This is a genomic window from Sphingobium jiangsuense, assembly GCF_014196495.1.
In the GTDB taxonomy this organism is placed as follows: Bacteria; Pseudomonadota; Alphaproteobacteria; order Sphingomonadales; family Sphingomonadaceae; genus Sphingobium; species Sphingobium jiangsuense.
This window is the reverse complement of sequence record NZ_JACIDT010000001.1, coordinates 359,520-376,959: the sequence shown is the minus strand read 5'-3', so window position 1 is coordinate 376,959 and position 17,440 is coordinate 359,520. Positions and strand designations below refer to the sequence as shown.

Below are 17,440 nucleotides of genomic sequence, written 5' to 3'. Positions count from 1 at the left end.
CTTATGTACCGAGCCTTGCTGACAGCCTTTCTTGTATCCATCAGCGCGCCCGCGCTCGCGCAGGCCTCCGCGCAGGCTGACGCCGCCCCCGCGCTGACGCAGGAGCAGATCGCCGCCTTCAACCAGGCCGTCACCGATTTCAACGCCGCGCAACAGGCGCAGCAGGCCAATGACAACGCCACCGCCGCCACCCGCTATGCCGCCGCCCTTCCGGCGATCCGCGATGTGGTGAAGGCCCAGCCGGGCAATATCGACAATGTGAATTTCCTCGCCAACGCCCTCTACGCCAATGCGGCGGCGAACCTCGCGCTGCAAAAGACGGACGAGGGCGTCGCGCTGCTGGAGGAGAGCATCCCCCATTGGCGCACCGTGGTGCAGGCGAAGCCCGCCGAAAGCGCGAACAAGAAGATATTGGCCAGCGTTGCCACGCAGGTCGCCAATGTGAAGCTGTCGAAGCAGGACAAGGCCGGGGCGGCCTCGCTCTATGCCGAAGCGCTGACGGTCGCGCGCGCGCTCGTCGCGGCGCAGCCCGATGCGGCCAACCGCAACCTCCTCCTTTCCGCGCTGATCGGCGCGAGCCAGACCAGCGAGGATGCGGCGGTGAAGGCGGAAGCCGTCTCGCTGTCGAAGACGATGCTCGCCGACGGCAGCGTCGACGCGGTCAACAAGCCCGCCGCCGAAGTGCTGGGCGGCGCGTCCGCTGCGGCCCAGGCGCCTGCGCGGTAAGGGCTGTCAGGTAGCCCTGCTGACGAAATGGCTGATCGGGGGCGGGAGCAGACGCCTCTCCCCATCCGTCGCCCCGGCGCAGGCTGAAGCCGCTGGCCATGTTGCACAGATGCCAGTCTCCGTTGGCATGACGAGACAGCAACGCGGCCGCCACCGCCAGCCTTCTATAATGCGAGGCTGAGTTGCCGCGCGGCGGCCTCGTTCTTCGCCGGGCGCGCGGGGCGGTCGCTGTCCTCCGCAGCCAGATTGTGGACGCCCAGTCCCAGCAGCCGCACGCCCCTGGGCACCGGGCATTGGCGGGCGAGCAGCGCGCGCCCGTTCGTTTCCAGCACCTCCCGCGCGGCGATGGGGCCGGGCAGGCTGAGCGAGCGGGTGATGATCGCGAAGTCATTATATTTGATCTTGAGCGTGATGGTGCGGCCGGAACTCCCCGCCTTTTCCATCCGCTTCCACAGCCGGTCGATGATCGGGGTCAGCGCGGCGTCCAGCTCCGACGGGTCGCGCAGGTCCGTCTCGAACGTATCCTCGACGCTGATCGACTTGCGGATGCGGTTCTCGTCCACCGGCCGCTCGTCGATGCCGCGCGCCGCGCCATGATAGAAGCGCGCCGCCTTGCCGAAATGGTGCTGGAGAAAGGCGAGGTCGCGTGCGCGCAGATCCGCGCCCGTCTCTATCCCCATTTCCTTCATCCGCCGCGCGGTGACGGGGCCGATGCCGTGAATGCGCGACACCGGCATCTTCGCGATGAACGCCGGGCCTTCCTCCGGTGGGACGACGCACAGGCCGTCGGGCTTGTTCTGGTCCGAAGCCAGCTTCGCCAGCAGCTTGTTGTACGATACCCCGGCCGAGGCGGTGAGGCCGGTTTCCTCGCGGATCATCCGGCGGATTTCCTCGGCGATATAGGTGGCCGACACGATCCCCGGCCGGTTGCGCGTCACGTCGAGATAGGCCTCGTCCAGCGACAGCGGCTGGATGATGTCGGTGAAGCGGCGGAAGATGCCGTGAATCTGTTCCGACACCGCGCGATAGGCGTCGAAGCGCGGCGGCACGAAGATCAGGTCGGGGCAGAGCCGCCGCGCCCTGCTGCCCGGCATGGCCGAGCGCACGCCGAAGGTCCGCGCCTCGTAGCTGGCCGCCGCCACCACCCCGCGCACGCCCGCGCCGCCCACGGCGAGCGGCTTGCCGCGCAGTTCGGGATTGTCGCGCTGCTCGACCGACGCATAGAAGGCATCCATGTCGATATGGATGATCTTGCGCGGGGCGGCGGGCGCGTCGGAATCCAGCGTGTCAGAGTCCATGCGTCCTCTATAGCGCCTGCCCTTCTTGAACAAAAGGGGAACAATTGCCCGGTCGTCAGGACCCCAATTTGCCCTTGAGCGCGGCCAGCGCCGCGAACGGCCCGGCCTGATCCTCGCTCAGCACGCCCGCCTCGCGCAGAAAGCGGTCGGCGTCCGGGCTGCGGGGATAGGGGTTGACCGCCAGCGCCAGCGTCTCGGCGATCGCCTCGCCCATGTCGATGCGCTCGCCGCTATAGCTCAGCGTGTCGCATTCGTCGGCGTCCAGCTCTATCTCCGCATGCGGGTCGGCCTCCGCGCCGCCGCCGCTTTCCTCGGGCAGGAAGCGAATCGTAAATTCCTCGCGCACCTCCTCGGCCACCGGCTCGCCGGTCGCGATGCAGGGCTGGGCGAGGCGGGCGCGGATCGATCCGGTCGCCATCACCGTAGCGCCGTTGCGGTCCATGCTGAAATCCGCCTCCAGCAGGTCGAGCGAGGCGAAGCCGAAGCGGGCGGCCAGCGCCGCGCGCTGCGTCTCGTCGGCCTCGACATGCGCGGGCCAGTCGAGTCGCCCGATCGCGTCCAGCCGGACGATGTGGGAAAATTCGGGGTGGGAAAATTCGCGCGCGGCGGTCATGACGGCAGATGTCCCTCGATCAGCGTTTCGGGCGCGACGGTCCCAAGCGCCCGGTGGAAGGCGCGCAACCGGCTTTCCACATCGGCCAGCGCCGCATCGTCCACCGGCTCGCCGCGATAGAGGTTGCGGGCGAGCGCGCCGCGCAGGTCGCCGTCCTCCCCGGCCAGCGCCTCGCGATAGGCGCACAGACGCCCGCCCAGCGCGCTGACCATGCGGCCGACATGCTTGCCGACCACCACGTCGCCGACGCCGATCTGGCGCAGCTGCCCTTCCATGTCGTCGATGAACAATTCGGTCAGCCAGACGCTTTCCTGTCGCCTGTCCGCCTCCTCCAGCCGCATCAGCACCAGGCTGAGGATGGCGGCGATCATGTCGAACCGCCCGTCGAGCGTATCCGGCACCGCGCCCTCGACATACCAGTGCACCGCCCGTCCGCGCGCGACCACCGCATGATAGAGCGGGGCCATCATGCCCTTGGGATCGGGACGGCGAAACAGGCGATCGAGCAGGGACATTGACGAAATGATGACCTTTCCTTGGGCGCGACCTGGTTGTCGGGCGGCCGCCTGTCTATGCTTGTGCGGGGCCGCACAATCCCATATTGATGGACCCGCGTTCGCAATGCAATGACTTTGGGCAGCGATGATGGCCGCAGGCCGTGGCCCGTCATCGGCGCGCGGCGCGATGAAGATGGTCCGTTGGAGAATAGAATGGGTTTCCCGAACAAGCGCCTTTCCGTCCTTCTTGCGCTGTCGGTGGCAGCGATGGCGATGTCGGGATGTACGCGTATCCGTACCCATCAGGGCTATCTGGTCGACAATCTGCTGGTCGATTCGATCCAGCCGGGCACAGACAACCGCGCCTCGGTCGAAGGCACGCTGGGCCGCCCGACCTTCGTCAGCGAATTCGGCCAGCAGGACTGGTATTATGTCGCGCGCGACATGAAGCAGCTCGCCTTTTCCAACCCGAAGGTCGCCAAGCAGGAAATCGTGCGCGTGCAGTTCGACGGCGCGGGCAATGTGATCTCCATCGACAAGCGCGACGCGAGCGCCATCGCCAGGATATCGCCCAAGGACGGCTCGACGCCGACGCTGGGCCGCCAGCGCACGCTGTTGCAGGAAATCTTCGGCAATATCGGCGCGGTGGGCGCGGCCGGGGCCGGTGGCGCGCCGGGCAGCGGCACGGCGAACTGAGAGCGCGAACCGATCCGGTCGGACCCGCGCGGGTTTCAGCCGCGCGGGTCGGGCGCCCCCTGTTGGCGATCCAGCCACTCCATGATGATGGCGACGATCCGCTCCTGCTCCTCCGGGCCGAGCGGGCGTCCTTCCGCGATGCCGTGCCATTTGCGCAGGCAGGTGCGGCAGCAGGTGGCGGTGGCGTGCTGGGCGATGAACACCGGATGGCCGCGCATCGGCGTCTGCCGCCCGTCCTTTGCCGGATGGGCCGGGGCGAGCCGTTTGGCGATGAAATCGGCGGCGTGGCTGCTGATCCTCTCCGCGCCCTTGTCGCGATAACAGGCGCGCTCCTTCGGCCCCAGCCGGAAACGGCTGCGGAACGGGGAACGGGCGAGGCTCGCCCACAGATCGTCCGGCGGGGAAGCCATGGCGGGGATATAGGATCGCGCCGGCGGCGGTGAAAGGCCGATCGTCGTGCGTTTATGTCGCCGGTTTCGCCTTCGCGCGTTCCTCGGCCACTGCCTTCTTCAGCCCGTCATAGCCGACCGCGCCCCCCAGCACCTGTCCGCCGACGACGAAAGTGGGGGTGCCGCTCGCGCCCAGCGCCTGGGCGAGGCGGACATTCTTCTCGATCTCGGCGGCATAGCGCTTGTCGGCGATCGCGGCCTCGGCGGCCTTGCGGTCGATGCCGACGCTGGCGGCCGCCTTCAGGATCGTCTCGCGCGTCACCTGCCCGGCGGCGTAGAGCGCCTTGTGGAACGGCATATACAGGTTGCGCTCGGCGGCGAGCAGCGAGACATGGGCCGCCGCGTTGCTTTCCTCCGACAGGATCGGCAACTCGCGATAGACGACCTTCACCTTCTTGTCCTCGCCCACCAGCCTGGTGATGTCGGGCAGCGAGGCGCGGCAATAGCCGCAGGCATAGTCGAAGAATTCGACCAGCACGATGTCGCCGTTCTGCGCGCCTTCCCACGCCCCGGCAAAGGGCGTTTCGATCTCGCCGCGCTTGCTGTCGATGACGGCGCCGACGCGTTTGGCCTGCAGCCGCTCCATCGCCTGCGGCAGGATTTCGGGATGCTCCAATATATAGTCGCGCACGATCTCCTCGATCTGGGCGCGGCTGGTGATCGCCGGTTCCGCCGCCTGCGTGGCGAGGGCGGCGCCGGCCGCGACGGTGGTGGCGACGAATAGGCCGAGAAGCATCTGGATTTTCCTGTTCCTGATCGCGGCGCCGAACGGGGCCGCGTCTGTCGTGGGGGAGGGGCGCCTGGTCATCTTTTCTTCTTCTTGCTCAACATGCCGCGCGCGGCCATCGCGATATCCTGCGCGCGCAGATAGTCGCTGGTGCCTTCGGGGATGCCCGCCATCGCGGCCTCGGCGCTGCGCAGCGCCAGTTCCTGCTGTCCTTGCAGCGAATAGCGCTCCGCCGTGGCGAGCGCGGCGCGCGCCTGATCGCCACGCCGTTCATAGACGACGCCGAGCTGATACCAGGCGAAGGGATTGTTCCTGTCCTTGGCGACCGCCGCGCGCAGCACCTGCTCCGCCTCGGCGAAATGGGCGCTGTCCTCGGTCGCGATCAGCGCATGGCCCAGCAGCACCGCGATCAGCGGCTGATTGTTGGTCAGCCGCACCGCCTCGCGCAGCGGCGCGATCGCTTCGGCCGGGCGGCCGTTTTCCAGCAATATCTGTCCGTCCAGTTCCAGGAAATAGGGGTCGTGCGGCTTCATTTGCAGCAGCGCCTGGGCTTCCGCCGTCGCCTTGTCGGGATAGGCGGCCTTGTGCCAGGCATAGGCGCGCGCATAATGGGCCGGGATCGACCGGTCGCTGTCCGGGTAGGTGCGCATCGTCTGCTGCGGGTCGGACACGAAGCCGAACAGCTTCGCCTTGATGCGCTGGAAGCGTTCCTCCAGTTCCGGCGGCGTCTTCGCGTTCCACGCCGGGTCGGGCTCGTAGACATCGCGCAGCACGGCGATGCGCTCGCCCGACAGCGGGTGGGTGCGGCCGTAGCTGTCGTCCTGCGGGATGGCGAGGCGATATTCCTGATTTTGCAGCTTCTTGAAGAATTCGAGGCTGCCCTTGCCGCTGATCCCCGCCTTGCTGAGGTAGCGCGCGCCCGCAAGGTCGGCGCTCGATTCCTGCGTGCGCGAAAAGGCGAGAAACTTGCCCATCGCCGCCTGCTGCCCGGCGGCCATGATGCCCATGCCCGCCTCGCCGCCGCCCGCCGCCATCGCCGCCGCGCCCAGCAGCAGCGAGACGAGGGTGATGCCGGTCGCGGTCTTTATCCCCTCCGACGAGCGGATGATGTGGCCGCCCTCGATATGGCCGAGTTCATGGGCGATCACGCCCTGCATCTGGTTGAGATTGTCGGCGGCGATGAACAGGCCGGAATGGATCCAGACGATCTGCCCGCCCGCGACGAAGGCGTTGATTTCCGGGTCGTTGATCAGCAGCACCTGCGCGTTGCGCGGGTCCAGCCCCGCCGCCTTGATGAGCGGGGCGGAAATGTCGTTGAGGAACGCCTCGGTCTCGGCGTCGCGCAATATCTGCTGGGCCATGGCGGGCCGGGCCAGCAGCGCGGCGGCGAGCACCAGCAGCGTCAGCGCGCGGCGCAGTGCAGCCATGGCCGCGCCCGCGCGCAAGCGGGAGGAGGGAAACGCCCTGCGCATCAGCCCTCCTTGCCCGATCGCGGCTGAACGGCCGATGACGGGCGGAAGCTGTCCTCCGCCTCCCGCGCCGGGCGCGGAAGGCGGGTGAAAGGACGGGACGCGCGACAGGGCGCCCGCGTCACGCTCCGAACGTGCGCTGCCACCATCCCCGGCGCGGCGGCTGGCCGTCGCTTTCCTCGGTTTCGCCTTCGCCGGGGGCATCGGTTTCCACCACCTCGGCGGGGGGCACGACATCCGCATTGGCGGCGGGAAGCGCTTCCCCTTCCGCGTCCACATCTTCCGCAGGGGTGGATGGGGCGGGAGCGGGAGCCGCTTCGACCGGCGCGGCTTCGGCTTCGGCTTCGGTCGCGACTTCGGGCGCGGCCTCGGCTTCGACCTCGGCCTTCTTGCGGCGGGTACGCTTCGGCTTGGCCGGCGCGGCTTCGGCCGGAGCTTCCGCTGCCGCTTCCGCCGGGGTGGCGGCTGCGGCGGCCTCGGCCTCCACATCGGCCTTTTTGCGGCGCGTGCGCTTGGGCTTCGGCTTGGCCGCTTCCTCGGCGGGCGCGGCTTCGGCTTCCGCCGGGGTTTCCACCGGCTCGGCGGTCACCGCTTCCGCTTCGACGGAAGGCGCGGCCTCTTCGGCGGCAGGGGCAGCCGCCGCCTTGCGGGCGCGGGGGCGTCGGCGCGCCTTGGGCGCCGCTTCCTCGGCGGCTTCCTCCATGGCCGGGGCCGCTTCGGCTTCGGCAGCCTCGGCGCTTTCCACGGCCGGAACGGCTTCGGAGACTTCCTCGTCGTCAGCCGGGGCGGCCTCGCCTTCCGTGGCCTCAATGGCCTCGGCAGTCTCGGCCTCTTCGCCATTCTCACCGCGACGGCGACGGCCACCGCGACGGCCGCGACGGCTGCGGCGCTTGCCTTCGCCCGCGCCTTCTTCGCCGGCCTCGCCTACAACGTCACCCGCTTCGGCCTCGCCCTCGGCTTCGGCATCTGCGGCAATGGCCTCGGCGTCCTCGTCCTCGCCATGATCCTCATCCGCCCGGTGCGCGTGGCCCGCGTCCTCGCCATCCTCGCGGCGCCCGCCACGACGGCGACGGCGACGGCGACGGCGACGTCCGCCCTCGCGGTCTTCGCGATCCTCGCCATTGCGGTCCTCGGCGAAGGCTTCGCCTTCCTCCTCGTCGATTTCTTCGGCGGGAAGGGCGGCGTCATCCTCGTCCTCGTCGACGATCGGCGCATATTCGACCACGCGGGTCGGGCGTGGGCCGCTGGCCTCGACCGACATGCGCGCGCCCTCGATCTCGCCGTCGGGCAGGATGGAGATGGTGACGCCGTAGCGCTGCTCGATCTCGTCGATTTCGCGGCGCTTGTTGTTGAGGACGTAGAAGGCCGCTTCCTGGCTGGCGCGCAGCGTGATGACGCTGCCCTTGCCGCGCGCGGCTTCCTCTTCCAGCATGCGCAGCGCGGAAAGGCCCGCCGACGACGCGGTGCGGACGAGGCCGGTGCCCTCGCAATGCGGGCAGACCTTGGTGGAGGCTTCCAGCACGCCGGTGCGCAGGCGCTGGCGGCTCATCTCCATCAGGCCGAAGCCGGAGATGCGACCGACCTGGATGCGCGCGCGGTCGTCCTTCAGCGCTTCCTTCATCGCCTTCTCGACCTTGCGGATGTTGGAGTTGTTCTCCATGTCGATGAAGTCGATGACGACGAGGCCCGCCATGTCGCGCAGGCGCAGCTGGCGTGCGATTTCCCGCGCGGCTTCCAGATTGGTTGCCACCGCCGTCTGCTCGATCCCGTGCTCGCGGGTGGAGCGGCCGGAGTTGATGTCGATCGACACCAAAGCCTCGGTCGGGTTGATGACCAGATAGCCGCCCGATTTCAGCTGCACGACCGGATGATACATGGCCGCGAGCTGATCCTCGACGCCGAAGCGCTGGAACAGCGATACCGCGTCGGAATATTGCTTCACCCGCCGCGCATGGCTGGGCATCAGCAGCTTCATGAAATCCTTGGCGGCGCGATAGCCGTCCTCGCCCTCGACCAGCACCTCCTCGATCTCGCGATTATAGATGTCGCGGATCGCGCGCTTGATGAGGTCGCTGTCGTTATGGATCAGCGCGGGGGCGGAGCTGCTCAGCGTCTTTTCGCGAATCTCGTCCCACAGCCGGGCGAGATAGTCGAAGTCGCGCTTGATCTCGGTGCGGGTGCGCTGAAGGCCCGCGGTGCGGACGATGCAGCCCATGGTCGCGGGCAGCTTCATGTCGGCGATGATCGACTTCAGCCGCTTGCGGTCCGCCGCGTTGGAAATCTTGCGCGAAATGCCGCCGCCATGGCTGGTGTTGGGCATCAGCACGCAATAGCGGCCCGCGAGGCTGAGATAGGTGGTCAGCGCCGCGCCCTTGTTGCCGCGCTCTTCCTTCACGACCTGGATCAGCAGCACCTGGCGGCGCTTGATGACGTCCTGAATCTTGTAGCGGCGGCGCAGCGACATGCGCTTGCGGCGCAGCTCGTCGGCCTGATCGTCATTGGCGCTGGCGCGGCGGCGGCCCTGCTGGGGCTGCTCCTCCTCGCCCTCCGCGCCGATCGCGGGCACGTCCTCGACATTGTCGTCGGACGAAGGCTCGTCGCTCGCATGCTCCTCGGCCGCTTCCTCGCGCAGCGCGGCTTCCTCGGCGGCGTGCTCCGCCTCTTCGCGCAGCAGGGCCTCGCGATCCTCGCGCGGGATCTGGTAATAATCCGGGTGGATTTCGGAAAAGGCGAGGAAGCCGTGGCGGTTGCCGCCATAATCGACGAACGCCGCCTGCAACGAGGGTTCGACCCGCGTCACCTTGGCCAGATAGATATTCCCCTTGAGCTGCTTGTGCTCTTCGGATTCGAAATCAAATTCCTCGATTCGGTTTCCCTTGACGACGGCGACACGGGTTTCCTCCCGGTGGCGCGCATCGATCAGCATACGCATGGTCATTCATTATACTCCGGGCGCGGAAGGGCCGGACACAGGGTCGGCTGTCCGCGCGATTGTCAGGGGGCGCTGTGTTCCGCTGCGCGTGGCGCGCGGGCGGGGGACAGGCCCGGTTAAGACGGATGGGGTCGAAAATGTTGGAAAAGTTCGTGTCTGCTGCAGGGGCATGGCCGGCCATCATGCCGGAACCGCTATGCGCCGACCACGCGACAAGGCCGCCTTCGGGGCCTTGGAGTGATCGGGGAAAATGCCTCATGCAACGTCAACCTGTTGAAACAAGCGAGTTTCCGGCGGGCCGGACCCCTCGCGACGGGGATGCGCCTATCGTGCCTTACCTGTGGGGGGACAAAGAAGCGCCCTTCATGGCTAGCACCTGTGACACGGGGGGGCAACAGGCCGCGCCATTTTTTGTTCGCCCGTTCCGATCACAAGTTCTTCTCTTTACGGAAAATCCGGTTATTCCGGTTGAGGGACTGGGGAGATCGGGGCGGAAAACCGGGATATGCTGTTTTTCATCGCGCTTGCGCCGGCCCTGCTTGCGGCGGGGTTCGTATCGGGGACCGCCGCAGGAGGTGACAGCGCGGCCTATGCGCGGCCGCCGCGCCACACGCACAGCATCACCGTGCCGATTCCGCCCGCCTCCGGCGGCGGGAAGCTGCCGCCGATCGCCGGTCCCGCCGACCGCTCGCGGCCGCTGGTGGTGATCGACCCCGGCCATGGCGGCCATGATCCCGGCGCGATCAACGAGGATCGCAAGCTGCGCGAAAAGGACGTGACGCTCGCGCTGGCGAAGGCGGTGCGCGACAGGGTGGCCGCGCAGGGGCGCGTGCGCGTCGCGCTGACGCGGGAGGACGACAGTTATCTGAGCCTTCAGGAACGCTATGAGCTGGCGCGGCGCATGGGGGCGGACCTGTTCATCTCGCTCCACGCCGACGCCGCCGACAGCGCCGACGCGCAGGGGGCGACCATCTACACCCTGTCGGAAACCGCCTCCGACCGCGAGGCCGCCCGGCTCGCCGCGCGGGAAAACCGGTCCGACATCATCAACGGCATCGCGATCGGCGACCAGAGCGGCTCCGTCTCCTCGATCCTGATCGACCTGTCGCAGCGGCAGGCGATGACGCTTTCCAGCAATTTCGCCGAGCTGCTCTATCGCGAGGCCTCGCCCTATATCCGCTTTCGCGGCCGCTATCACCGCTTCGCCTCGCTGATCGTGCTGAAGGCGCCGGACATCCCCTCGGTGCTGTTCGAGGCGGGCTACATCACCAGCGCCGCCGACGCCGCGCAACTGGCGACGCCCGAAGGCCGCGACAAGGTGGCGCAGGGCATCGCGCAGGCGGTGGGCGTCTATTTCGCGCGGCGCTCCGCCCAGCCCTGAAGGCGGGGCCGGGAGCGGGAGCGGCCCGTCGCGGAAACACTGGCCAAGGGCCTCATATTCTCCTAGAGCGATGCCGTGATGGAGCAGAACGACAACGGATCGCCCCGGCAGGAGCAGTTCACCTATCGCGCAACGCGGCAAGCCGGGGAAGCCGGCAGGCGCTTCGCGCATCTGTGGCGCACTTCGTGGCAGAAGCCATGGGTGCGGCGCGGCGTGCTGGCGCTGGGCGCCCTCGTCGTCGCACTGGGCGCGTTCTGGATCATCTTCGCGCGCGACCTGCCCGACGGGGCGGCGCTCGCCGACTATGAACCGGCGCTGCCCAGCGTCGTGCGCGACGTCAACGGCGAGCCCATATACAGCTATGCCCGCGAGCGGCGCGTGCAGCTGCAATATGACGATTATCCGCCGCTGCTCATCCGCGCCTATCTGGCGGCCGAGGACAAGACCTTCTTCTCGCACCATGGCGTCGACATCACCGGCCTGGCGGGCGCGGTGTTCGATTATGTCAGCAAGATCGGCTCCGGCGCGCGGGCCAAGGGCGGGTCCACCATCACCCAGCAGGTCGCGAAGAACCTGCTGACCGGCGACGCCTATTCGCCCACCCGCAAGATCCGCGAGATGATCGTCGCCTATCGCATGGAAAGTGCGATGACGAAGCAGCAGATACTGGAGCTGTACCTCAACCAGATCTTCCTCGGCCGCAACGCCTATGGCGTGCAGGCGGCGTCCCGCGCCTATTTCGGCAAGGATGTCGGCGAGTTGAAGCTGCACGAGATCGCCTATCTGGCGATCCTGCCCAAGGGGCCGTCCAATTACCGCCCCGAAAGCAAGTCCGGCTATGCCCGCGCGATCGAGCGGCGCAACTGGGCGCTGGGCGCGATGCTGGAAAATGGCTGGATCACGAAGGCGCAGCATGCGCAGGCGGTCGCGCAGCCGCTCGGCACGATCAGCCAGCGCGGCGCGCTGTTCGACCGGGGCGACGTGGCGTCGGGCGGCTATTATATGGAAGAGGTGCGCCGCCGCCTGATCGACATTTTCGGCGAGGAAGAGAAGGACGGGCCGAACAGCGTCTATGCGGGCGGCCTGTGGATCCGCAGCCCCTATGACCCGCGCATCCAGAAATCGGCGGCAGACGCGCTGCGCGCCGGGCTGTTGCGCTATGATGCGGGGCATGGCTGGTCCGGTCCGGTCGGCACGATCGAGATGGACGACAAATGGGCGCAGCGCCTCGCCGGGTCCTCGATCAGCGTGGAATATGAGGACTGGAAGGTCGCGATCGTGCTGTCCCGTTCCGGCGGCGCGGCGCAGATCGGCTTCGCCAACGGCAGCACCGGCACCTTGCCCGCCTCGGCGGCGCAGATGCCCTATCGCAAGATCGGCGGCCCCGCGTTCAACGGCATGAAGCCGGGCGACCTCATCCTCGTCAAGCCGATGGGCGGCGACAATTATGCGCTGCGCAACGTGCCCGCCATTTCCGGCGGCATGGTGGTGGAGGCGGTGCGCACCGCGCGCATCCATGCGATGCAGGGCGGCTTCGACGCGCGCCTTTCCTCTTACAACCGCGCGACACAGGCGCAGCGCCAGCCCGGCTCCACGATCAAGCCTTTCGTCTATGCGGCCGCACTCGACAGCGGGATGACGCCCGCGACGATCATCGTCGACGGGCCGTTCTGCGTGTGGCAGTCGGCGCGGCTGGGGCAGAAATGCTTCCGCAATTTCGGCGGCGGCGGCGCTGGTGCGCAGACGATGCGCTGGGGCGTCGAGCAGTCGCGCAACCTGATGACGGTGCGCGCGGCCTCGCAGACCGGCATGGATCGCGTCGTGCGCACCATCAAGGCGATGGGCATCGGCGATTACCAGCCCTATCTCTCCTTCGCGCTCGGCGCGGGCGAGACCACCGTGGAGAAGATGGTGAACGCCTATGCGGCGCTCGCCAACCATGGCCGCCTGATGGACCCCAAGGTGATGGATTTCGTGCAGGACCGGCACGGCAAGGTGATCTGGCCGAAGAACTGGCGCCCCTGCGACGGCTGCAACGCGGCCGACTGGGACGGCAAGGCGATGCCGCGCTTCGGCGCCGAGGGGCGGCAGGCGATGGACGCGATGACCGCCTATCAGGTCGTCCACATCACCGAGGGCGTGATCCAGCGCGGCACCGCGACGGTGCTGGCGGATTTGAAGCGGCCCCTGTTCGGCAAGACCGGCACCACCAACGGCCCGACCAACGTCTGGTTCGTCGGCGGCTCGCCCGATCTGGTCGCGGGCGTCTATCTCGGTTTCGACACGCCGCGCTCGATGGGCGGCTATGCGCAGGGCGGGCGGATCGCCGCGCCGATCTGGAAGGCGGCGATGGCGCCGATTCTGGAGGACATGCCCAAGACGCCGTTCGTCGCGCCGCCGGGCATCCGCATGGTGCGGGTGGATCGCCGCTCCGGCAAGCGCGTCTATGGCGCCTGGCCAACGACCAACGACGCCAAGCCCGCGATCATCTGGGAAGCGTTCAAGCCGGAGACGGAGCCGCGCCGCACCATCCGCAAGGAAGAGGTCGAGGCGCAGGAAAAGGCCGCCGCCTCGCGCGATCGCAGCGGCCCGGCGACCAGCCGTGACAGCGACTTCTTGCAGCGCGAGGGCGGTATATATTAGGGGCCCTGGGCTTTTGCTTTAACGCCTTTCCGGCAGGGCTAGCCGGGCCGGCGCAGTTTTTTGGAGAATGACCATGCGCGCAGAAGCGCAAGCCTATGTTGATCGTATCGATGCGGCGCTCGGTCTGCTGCGGCGCTTTCTCGACTGGGACCGCGCGCTGCGCCGCCTCGACGAGCTGAATGCCCGCGTCGAGGACCCGACGCTGTGGGACGACCAGAAGAAGGCGCAGGAGGTGATGCGGGAGCGCACGCGCCTCGACGCCGCCATTTCCGCGACCCGCGCGATCGAGAATGAGAAGAACGACACCGTCGAACTGATCGAGATGGCCGACGCAGAGGGCGACAATGCGATGGCCGACGAGGCGTTGGCCTCGCTCGCCGAACTGGCCGACAAGGCGGACGACGCCAAGATCAAGGCGCTGCTCGCGGGTGAGGCGGACGCCTCCGACACCTATCTCGAAATCCATGCGGGCGCGGGCGGCACCGAAAGCCAGGACTGGGCGGAGATGCTCCAGCGCATGTACCAGCGCTGGGCCGAAAAGCGCGGCTACAAGGTGGAGCTAGTCGATTATCAGGCGGGCGAGCAGGCGGGCATCAAGTCCGCGACGCTGCTGATCAAGGGCGAGAACGCCTATGGCTATGCCAAGACCGAGAGCGGCGTGCACCGCCTCGTGCGCATCTCGCCCTATGACAGCTCGGCGCGGCGGCACACCAGCTTTTCCTCGGTCTGGGTCTATCCGGTGATCGACGACAATATCGATATCGAGATCAACCCGGCCGACCTCAAGGTCGATACCTATCGCGCGTCGGGCGCGGGCGGGCAGCACGTCAACACCACCGATTCGGCGGTGCGCATCACCCACGTGCCGACCGGCATCATCGTCGCCTGCCAGAACGACCGCTCGCAGCACAAGAACCGCGCCACCGCGATGAACATGCTGAAGGCGCGCCTCTACGAGAAGGAACTGGCCGAGCGCGAGGCGGCGGCCAGCGGCGAATATCAGGCCAAGACCGAGATCGGCTGGGGCCACCAGATCCGTTCCTATGTGCTGCAACCCTATCAGATGGTGAAGGACCTGCGCACCGGCGTGGTTTCGACCTCGCCCGACGATGTGCTCGACGGGGCGCTCGACCCCTATATGGCCGCCGCGCTCTCGCAGCGCGTGACCGGCGAGAAGGTCGAAGTGGAGGACGTCGACTGATGCCATCGGGGTCGCGTGCCGGGGCGGCGCTCGCGCTGGCCGGGGCGCCCCTGCTGGTGCTGCTCGCCGCCTGCGACATGCTGGGCGGCGGCGAGGAGAAAGGCGGCAGGCGGGACAGCGCCGCCGATTTCCCCAAGGCCGACCGCCCGGTCGCGCCGGTGGTGTCCACCCGCTATGCCAGCGAGGAGGTGCGCGACCGCCTTAATGAAGCCAACGACATCATGGACCGGGCGGGCATAAGGCCGGGCATGACGGTGGCCGATATCGGCGCGGGCGAGGGCTATTACACCGTCCGCCTCGCCGCCCGCGTCGGCGCGGACGGGCGCGTGCTGGCGCAGGACATCATGCCGGAGGTGATCGAGGCGCTGGGGCGGCGCATCAACCGCGAGCATTGGGACAATGTCAGCGTGAAGCTGGGCACGCCCGACAATCCCGGCCTGCCCGCCGCCAGTTTCGACCGCATCCTGATGGTGCACATGTATCATGAGATAGAGGAGCCCTATGCGTTCCTCTGGAACATGCGCCCGGCGCTGAAGGCCGACGGCGAGGTGATCGTCGTCGATTCGATGCGCTCGACCGACCAGCACGGCACCCCGCCCAAATTGCTGATCTGCGAATTCGCGGCGGTGGGCTATCAGCTCATCGATCTGGTGCCGCGCCCGTCGGCGGGCGGCTATCTCGCCCGCTTCCGGGTAAACGGCGCGCGCCCCGCCCCGGCGGATATCCGCCCCTGCGCGGTGGCGCGGGATTAGTGGATGGCGGGCTTACCGTCATGTCAGCCTGCGCTGGCATGAGGGCATAATATCAGGTCATTTCCCCGCTCAGAGCGATTCCTTGATCGAGCAGGCCGCCGGGCCGAGGATCACGATGAACAGCGTCGGCAGGATGAAGAGGATCAGCGGCACCGTCATGATCGCGGGCAGGCGGGCGGCTTTCTCCTCGGCCTTCATCATCCGTTCGTGCCGGAATTCGGCGGAGAGCACCCGCAGCGCCGAGGCCAGCGGCGTGCCGTATTTCTCGGTCTGGATCATCGTGGTGACGACGCCCTTCAACGCCTCCACATCGACACGCCAGGCGAGGTTCTCGAACGCCTGCCGCCGCTCGGTGAGGAAGGACAGCTCGATCGAGGTGAGCTGGAATTCGTCGCCCAGTTCCGGATAGGCGCGGCCCAGTTCCTTCGCGACGCGGGCGAAGGCGGCATCGACGGTCAGGCCCGCCTCGGCGCAGATCACCAGCAGGTCGAGCGCGTCGGGTATGCCCTTGCGGATCGCCGCCGAGCGTTTCGATATCTTGTTCGACAGATAGATGTCGGGCGCCTTGTAGCTGGCGAGCAGCGCCACTGCGAAGGCGCCGAAGCGCTTCACGTCGGTCCAGTCGGGGAAAATGTCGACGACATAGATCAGCAGCGCCGCCGTCAGCCCGCCGACGATCGGCAGGATCAGCCGGCCGAAGATCACCGCGACGGCCAGGTCCTTCGACCGGATGCCCGCCTGCGCCAGCTTCTTCTGCGCGACCTTGACCTGATCGTCCTGCAACACCTTCAGCTTTTGCAGCAGCGACCGCATGAAATCGGTGCTCTCGCGCTGGTGGACCAGACGGGCGCGCCGCTTCGTGTTGGAGACGGTGATGCCGGCCTTCAGCTGCTCGCGCCGTTCGTTGAGCGCCTTGACGCGCCGGCTCATCGGGTTGCGCACGGTCGCCGCGGCATAGATGGCGACGAGCACGGCGAAGGTGGCCAGCGCGGCCATCAGCGTGGCGAGATCGGCGGCGCTCAGGCCGAACAGGGTTGCACCGTTCATCGCGTCAAACCTCGAAATTGATCATCTGGGACATGATGAACACGCCGATGCCCATCCAGCACATGCCGCCCAACCCCACGATCTGCATCAGGCTGAAGCCGAAAAGGCCGTTGGGATCCGGCGTGAAGAAGGACGCCATGTAGGAAAAGTTCAGCCAGCTGATCAGCGCGAACACGATGAAGGGCAGGCAGCCCAAAATCCATGCCGACGCCTTGGCTTCGGACGACATCGCCTTGATCTTCAGCTTCATCTGCGCGCGCTGGCGCAGCACATTGGCGAGATTGGCGAGCGTTTCGGCCAAATTGCCGCCGGTTTCCCGCTGGATCGCGAGGGTGATGCAGAAGAACTGGATTTCCGCCGTGCCCAGCCGCTCGGCGGTTTCGGCGAGCGCCTGGTCCATCGTCCGGCCGATCTTGATCCGCTCGGTCACGAGGCGGAATTCCTCGCCGACCGGGCCGGGAATCTCGGTGGAGACGACCGACAGGGTTTCTGCGATCGGCAGGCCGGAGCGCAGGCCGCGCACCATCAGTTCCAGCGCGTCGGGGAAATTGACGGTGAATTTCTGGATGCGCCGGGCGATCAGAAAGCCGACATATTTATGCGGCCCGCCCAGCCCCACGGCGGTGCCGACGAGGATGGCGGTGAGCGGCGACCAGCCCCGGATCAGACCGAAGGCGACGGCCCCCAGCGTGATGCCGGCGCAGGCCAGCATGAACTGGTTGAGCGTCCATTTCTTGCCGGTCATGCGCAGGCGCTTGACCAGATTGTCGGGGTTGGGAACCAGCGACGCCAGCGCGCCGGTGGTCGGCCGCGCGGTGGCGATCGCCTTGCGCATGCGCGCCTCGATCTGGTTCTCGCTCGACAGATTGTGCCGCGCCACGGCGGCGGCGAGGCGGCGCGACTGCGCCTTGCCGGTGGAAGGACCCGCAAAGGCCAGCGCCAGCAGCACCATCGCGCTGCCGGACATGAGAAGAAGAAGGATCAGCTTCGGGTCCATGGGGTCAGTCGC

Annotated in this window: 15 protein-coding genes; 6 read left to right on the top strand and 9 right to left on the bottom strand. The window is 67.6% G+C overall.

Annotation, left to right across the window (positions count from 1 at the left end):
• Positions 1-3: 3 nt before the first annotated feature.
• Entirely contained in the window at positions 4-726 is a 723-nt protein-coding gene (locus tag GGR43_RS01795) for a hypothetical protein (protein WP_188070215.1), read from the top strand.
• A 164-nt stretch (positions 727-890) separates the two neighbouring features.
• Here the strand turns inward: GGR43_RS01795 and dinB are convergent, their stop codons facing one another.
• The 3 genes from dinB to GGR43_RS01780 are packed head-to-tail and all read right to left on the bottom strand — an operon-like array spanning position 891 to position 3,152.
• A complete protein-coding gene (gene dinB, locus GGR43_RS01790) occupies positions 891-2,024 on the bottom strand; it encodes a DNA polymerase IV (RefSeq protein WP_188070214.1) in 1,134 nt (377 codons plus the stop codon).
• A gap of 55 nt (positions 2,025-2,079) precedes the next feature.
• Positions 2,080-2,637, bottom strand: a complete 558-nt coding sequence (locus GGR43_RS01785) for a YceD family protein (RefSeq protein WP_188070213.1) — start codon at positions 2,635-2,637, stop codon at positions 2,080-2,082.
• Positions 2,634-3,152 carry a ubiquinol-cytochrome C chaperone family protein gene (locus tag GGR43_RS01780; protein ID WP_188070212.1) on the bottom strand — a complete coding sequence of 173 codons (519 nt, stop codon included), beginning with the start codon at positions 3,150-3,152 and terminating at the stop codon, positions 2,634-2,636. The genes GGR43_RS01785 and GGR43_RS01780 overlap by 4 nt, the downstream gene beginning before the upstream one ends.
• Before the next feature lie 195 nt (positions 3,153-3,347).
• On the opposite strand from GGR43_RS01780, the gene GGR43_RS01775 reads away from it, so the two are divergent.
• Entirely contained in the window at positions 3,348-3,830 is a 483-nt protein-coding gene (locus GGR43_RS01775; RefSeq protein ID WP_188070211.1) for an outer membrane protein assembly factor BamE, read from the top strand.
• Between the two features lie 35 nt (positions 3,831-3,865).
• Here GGR43_RS01775 and GGR43_RS01770 read toward each other — a convergent pair whose 3' ends face one another.
• The 4 genes from GGR43_RS01770 to GGR43_RS01755 form a co-directional block, all read right to left on the bottom strand.
• Positions 3,866-4,240 carry a DUF4186 domain-containing protein gene (locus GGR43_RS01770; RefSeq protein WP_188070210.1) on the bottom strand — a complete coding sequence of 125 codons (375 nt, stop codon included), beginning with the start codon at positions 4,238-4,240 and terminating at the stop codon, positions 3,866-3,868.
• Positions 4,241-4,292: 52 nt separating this feature from the next.
• On the bottom strand, positions 4,293-5,015 hold the full coding sequence (locus GGR43_RS01765; protein WP_425502144.1) for a DsbA family protein: 723 nt from the start codon (positions 5,013-5,015) through the stop codon (positions 4,293-4,295).
• Between the two features lie 68 nt (positions 5,016-5,083).
• Complete coding sequence (locus GGR43_RS01760; protein WP_188070354.1) at positions 5,084-6,433, bottom strand: M48 family metalloprotease; 1,350 nt, start codon at positions 6,431-6,433, stop codon at positions 5,084-5,086.
• Between the two features lie 163 nt (positions 6,434-6,596).
• Positions 6,597-9,413 carry an Rne/Rng family ribonuclease gene (locus GGR43_RS01755; RefSeq protein WP_246343265.1) on the bottom strand — a complete coding sequence of 939 codons (2,817 nt, stop codon included), beginning with the start codon at positions 9,411-9,413 and terminating at the stop codon, positions 6,597-6,599.
• A 499-nt stretch (positions 9,414-9,912) separates the two neighbouring features.
• Between GGR43_RS01755 and GGR43_RS01750 the strand changes: the two genes are divergently transcribed.
• From GGR43_RS01750 to GGR43_RS01735, 4 genes are all read left to right on the top strand, one after another.
• The gene (locus GGR43_RS01750; protein ID WP_188070208.1) at positions 9,913-10,788 is read left to right on the top strand and encodes an N-acetylmuramoyl-L-alanine amidase family protein; all 876 of its coding nucleotides are present in this window, start codon (positions 9,913-9,915) and stop codon (positions 10,786-10,788) included.
• Between the two features lie 78 nt (positions 10,789-10,866).
• Positions 10,867-13,431, top strand: a complete 2,565-nt coding sequence (locus GGR43_RS01745) for a penicillin-binding protein 1A (RefSeq protein ID WP_188070352.1) — start codon at positions 10,867-10,869, stop codon at positions 13,429-13,431.
• A 73-nt stretch (positions 13,432-13,504) separates the two neighbouring features.
• Positions 13,505-14,632 carry a peptide chain release factor 2 gene (prfB, locus tag GGR43_RS01740; RefSeq protein ID WP_188070207.1) on the top strand — a complete coding sequence of 376 codons (1,128 nt, stop codon included), beginning with the start codon at positions 13,505-13,507 and terminating at the stop codon, positions 14,630-14,632.
• Positions 14,632-15,384, top strand: coding sequence for a class I SAM-dependent methyltransferase (locus GGR43_RS01735; RefSeq protein ID WP_188070206.1), 753 nt, complete (start codon positions 14,632-14,634; stop codon positions 15,382-15,384). The genes prfB and GGR43_RS01735 overlap by 1 nt, the downstream gene beginning before the upstream one ends.
• A 69-nt stretch (positions 15,385-15,453) precedes the next feature.
• Here GGR43_RS01735 and GGR43_RS01730 read toward each other — a convergent pair whose 3' ends face one another.
• Both GGR43_RS01730 and GGR43_RS01725 read right to left on the bottom strand, forming a co-directional pair.
• Complete coding sequence (locus tag GGR43_RS01730; RefSeq protein WP_188070205.1) at positions 15,454-16,431, bottom strand: type II secretion system F family protein; 978 nt, start codon at positions 16,429-16,431, stop codon at positions 15,454-15,456.
• 4 nt (positions 16,432-16,435) lie between these two features.
• The gene (locus tag GGR43_RS01725; protein ID WP_188070204.1) at positions 16,436-17,428 is read right to left on the bottom strand and encodes a type II secretion system F family protein; all 993 of its coding nucleotides are present in this window, start codon (positions 17,426-17,428) and stop codon (positions 16,436-16,438) included.
• Positions 17,429-17,440: the final 12 nt, after the last annotated feature.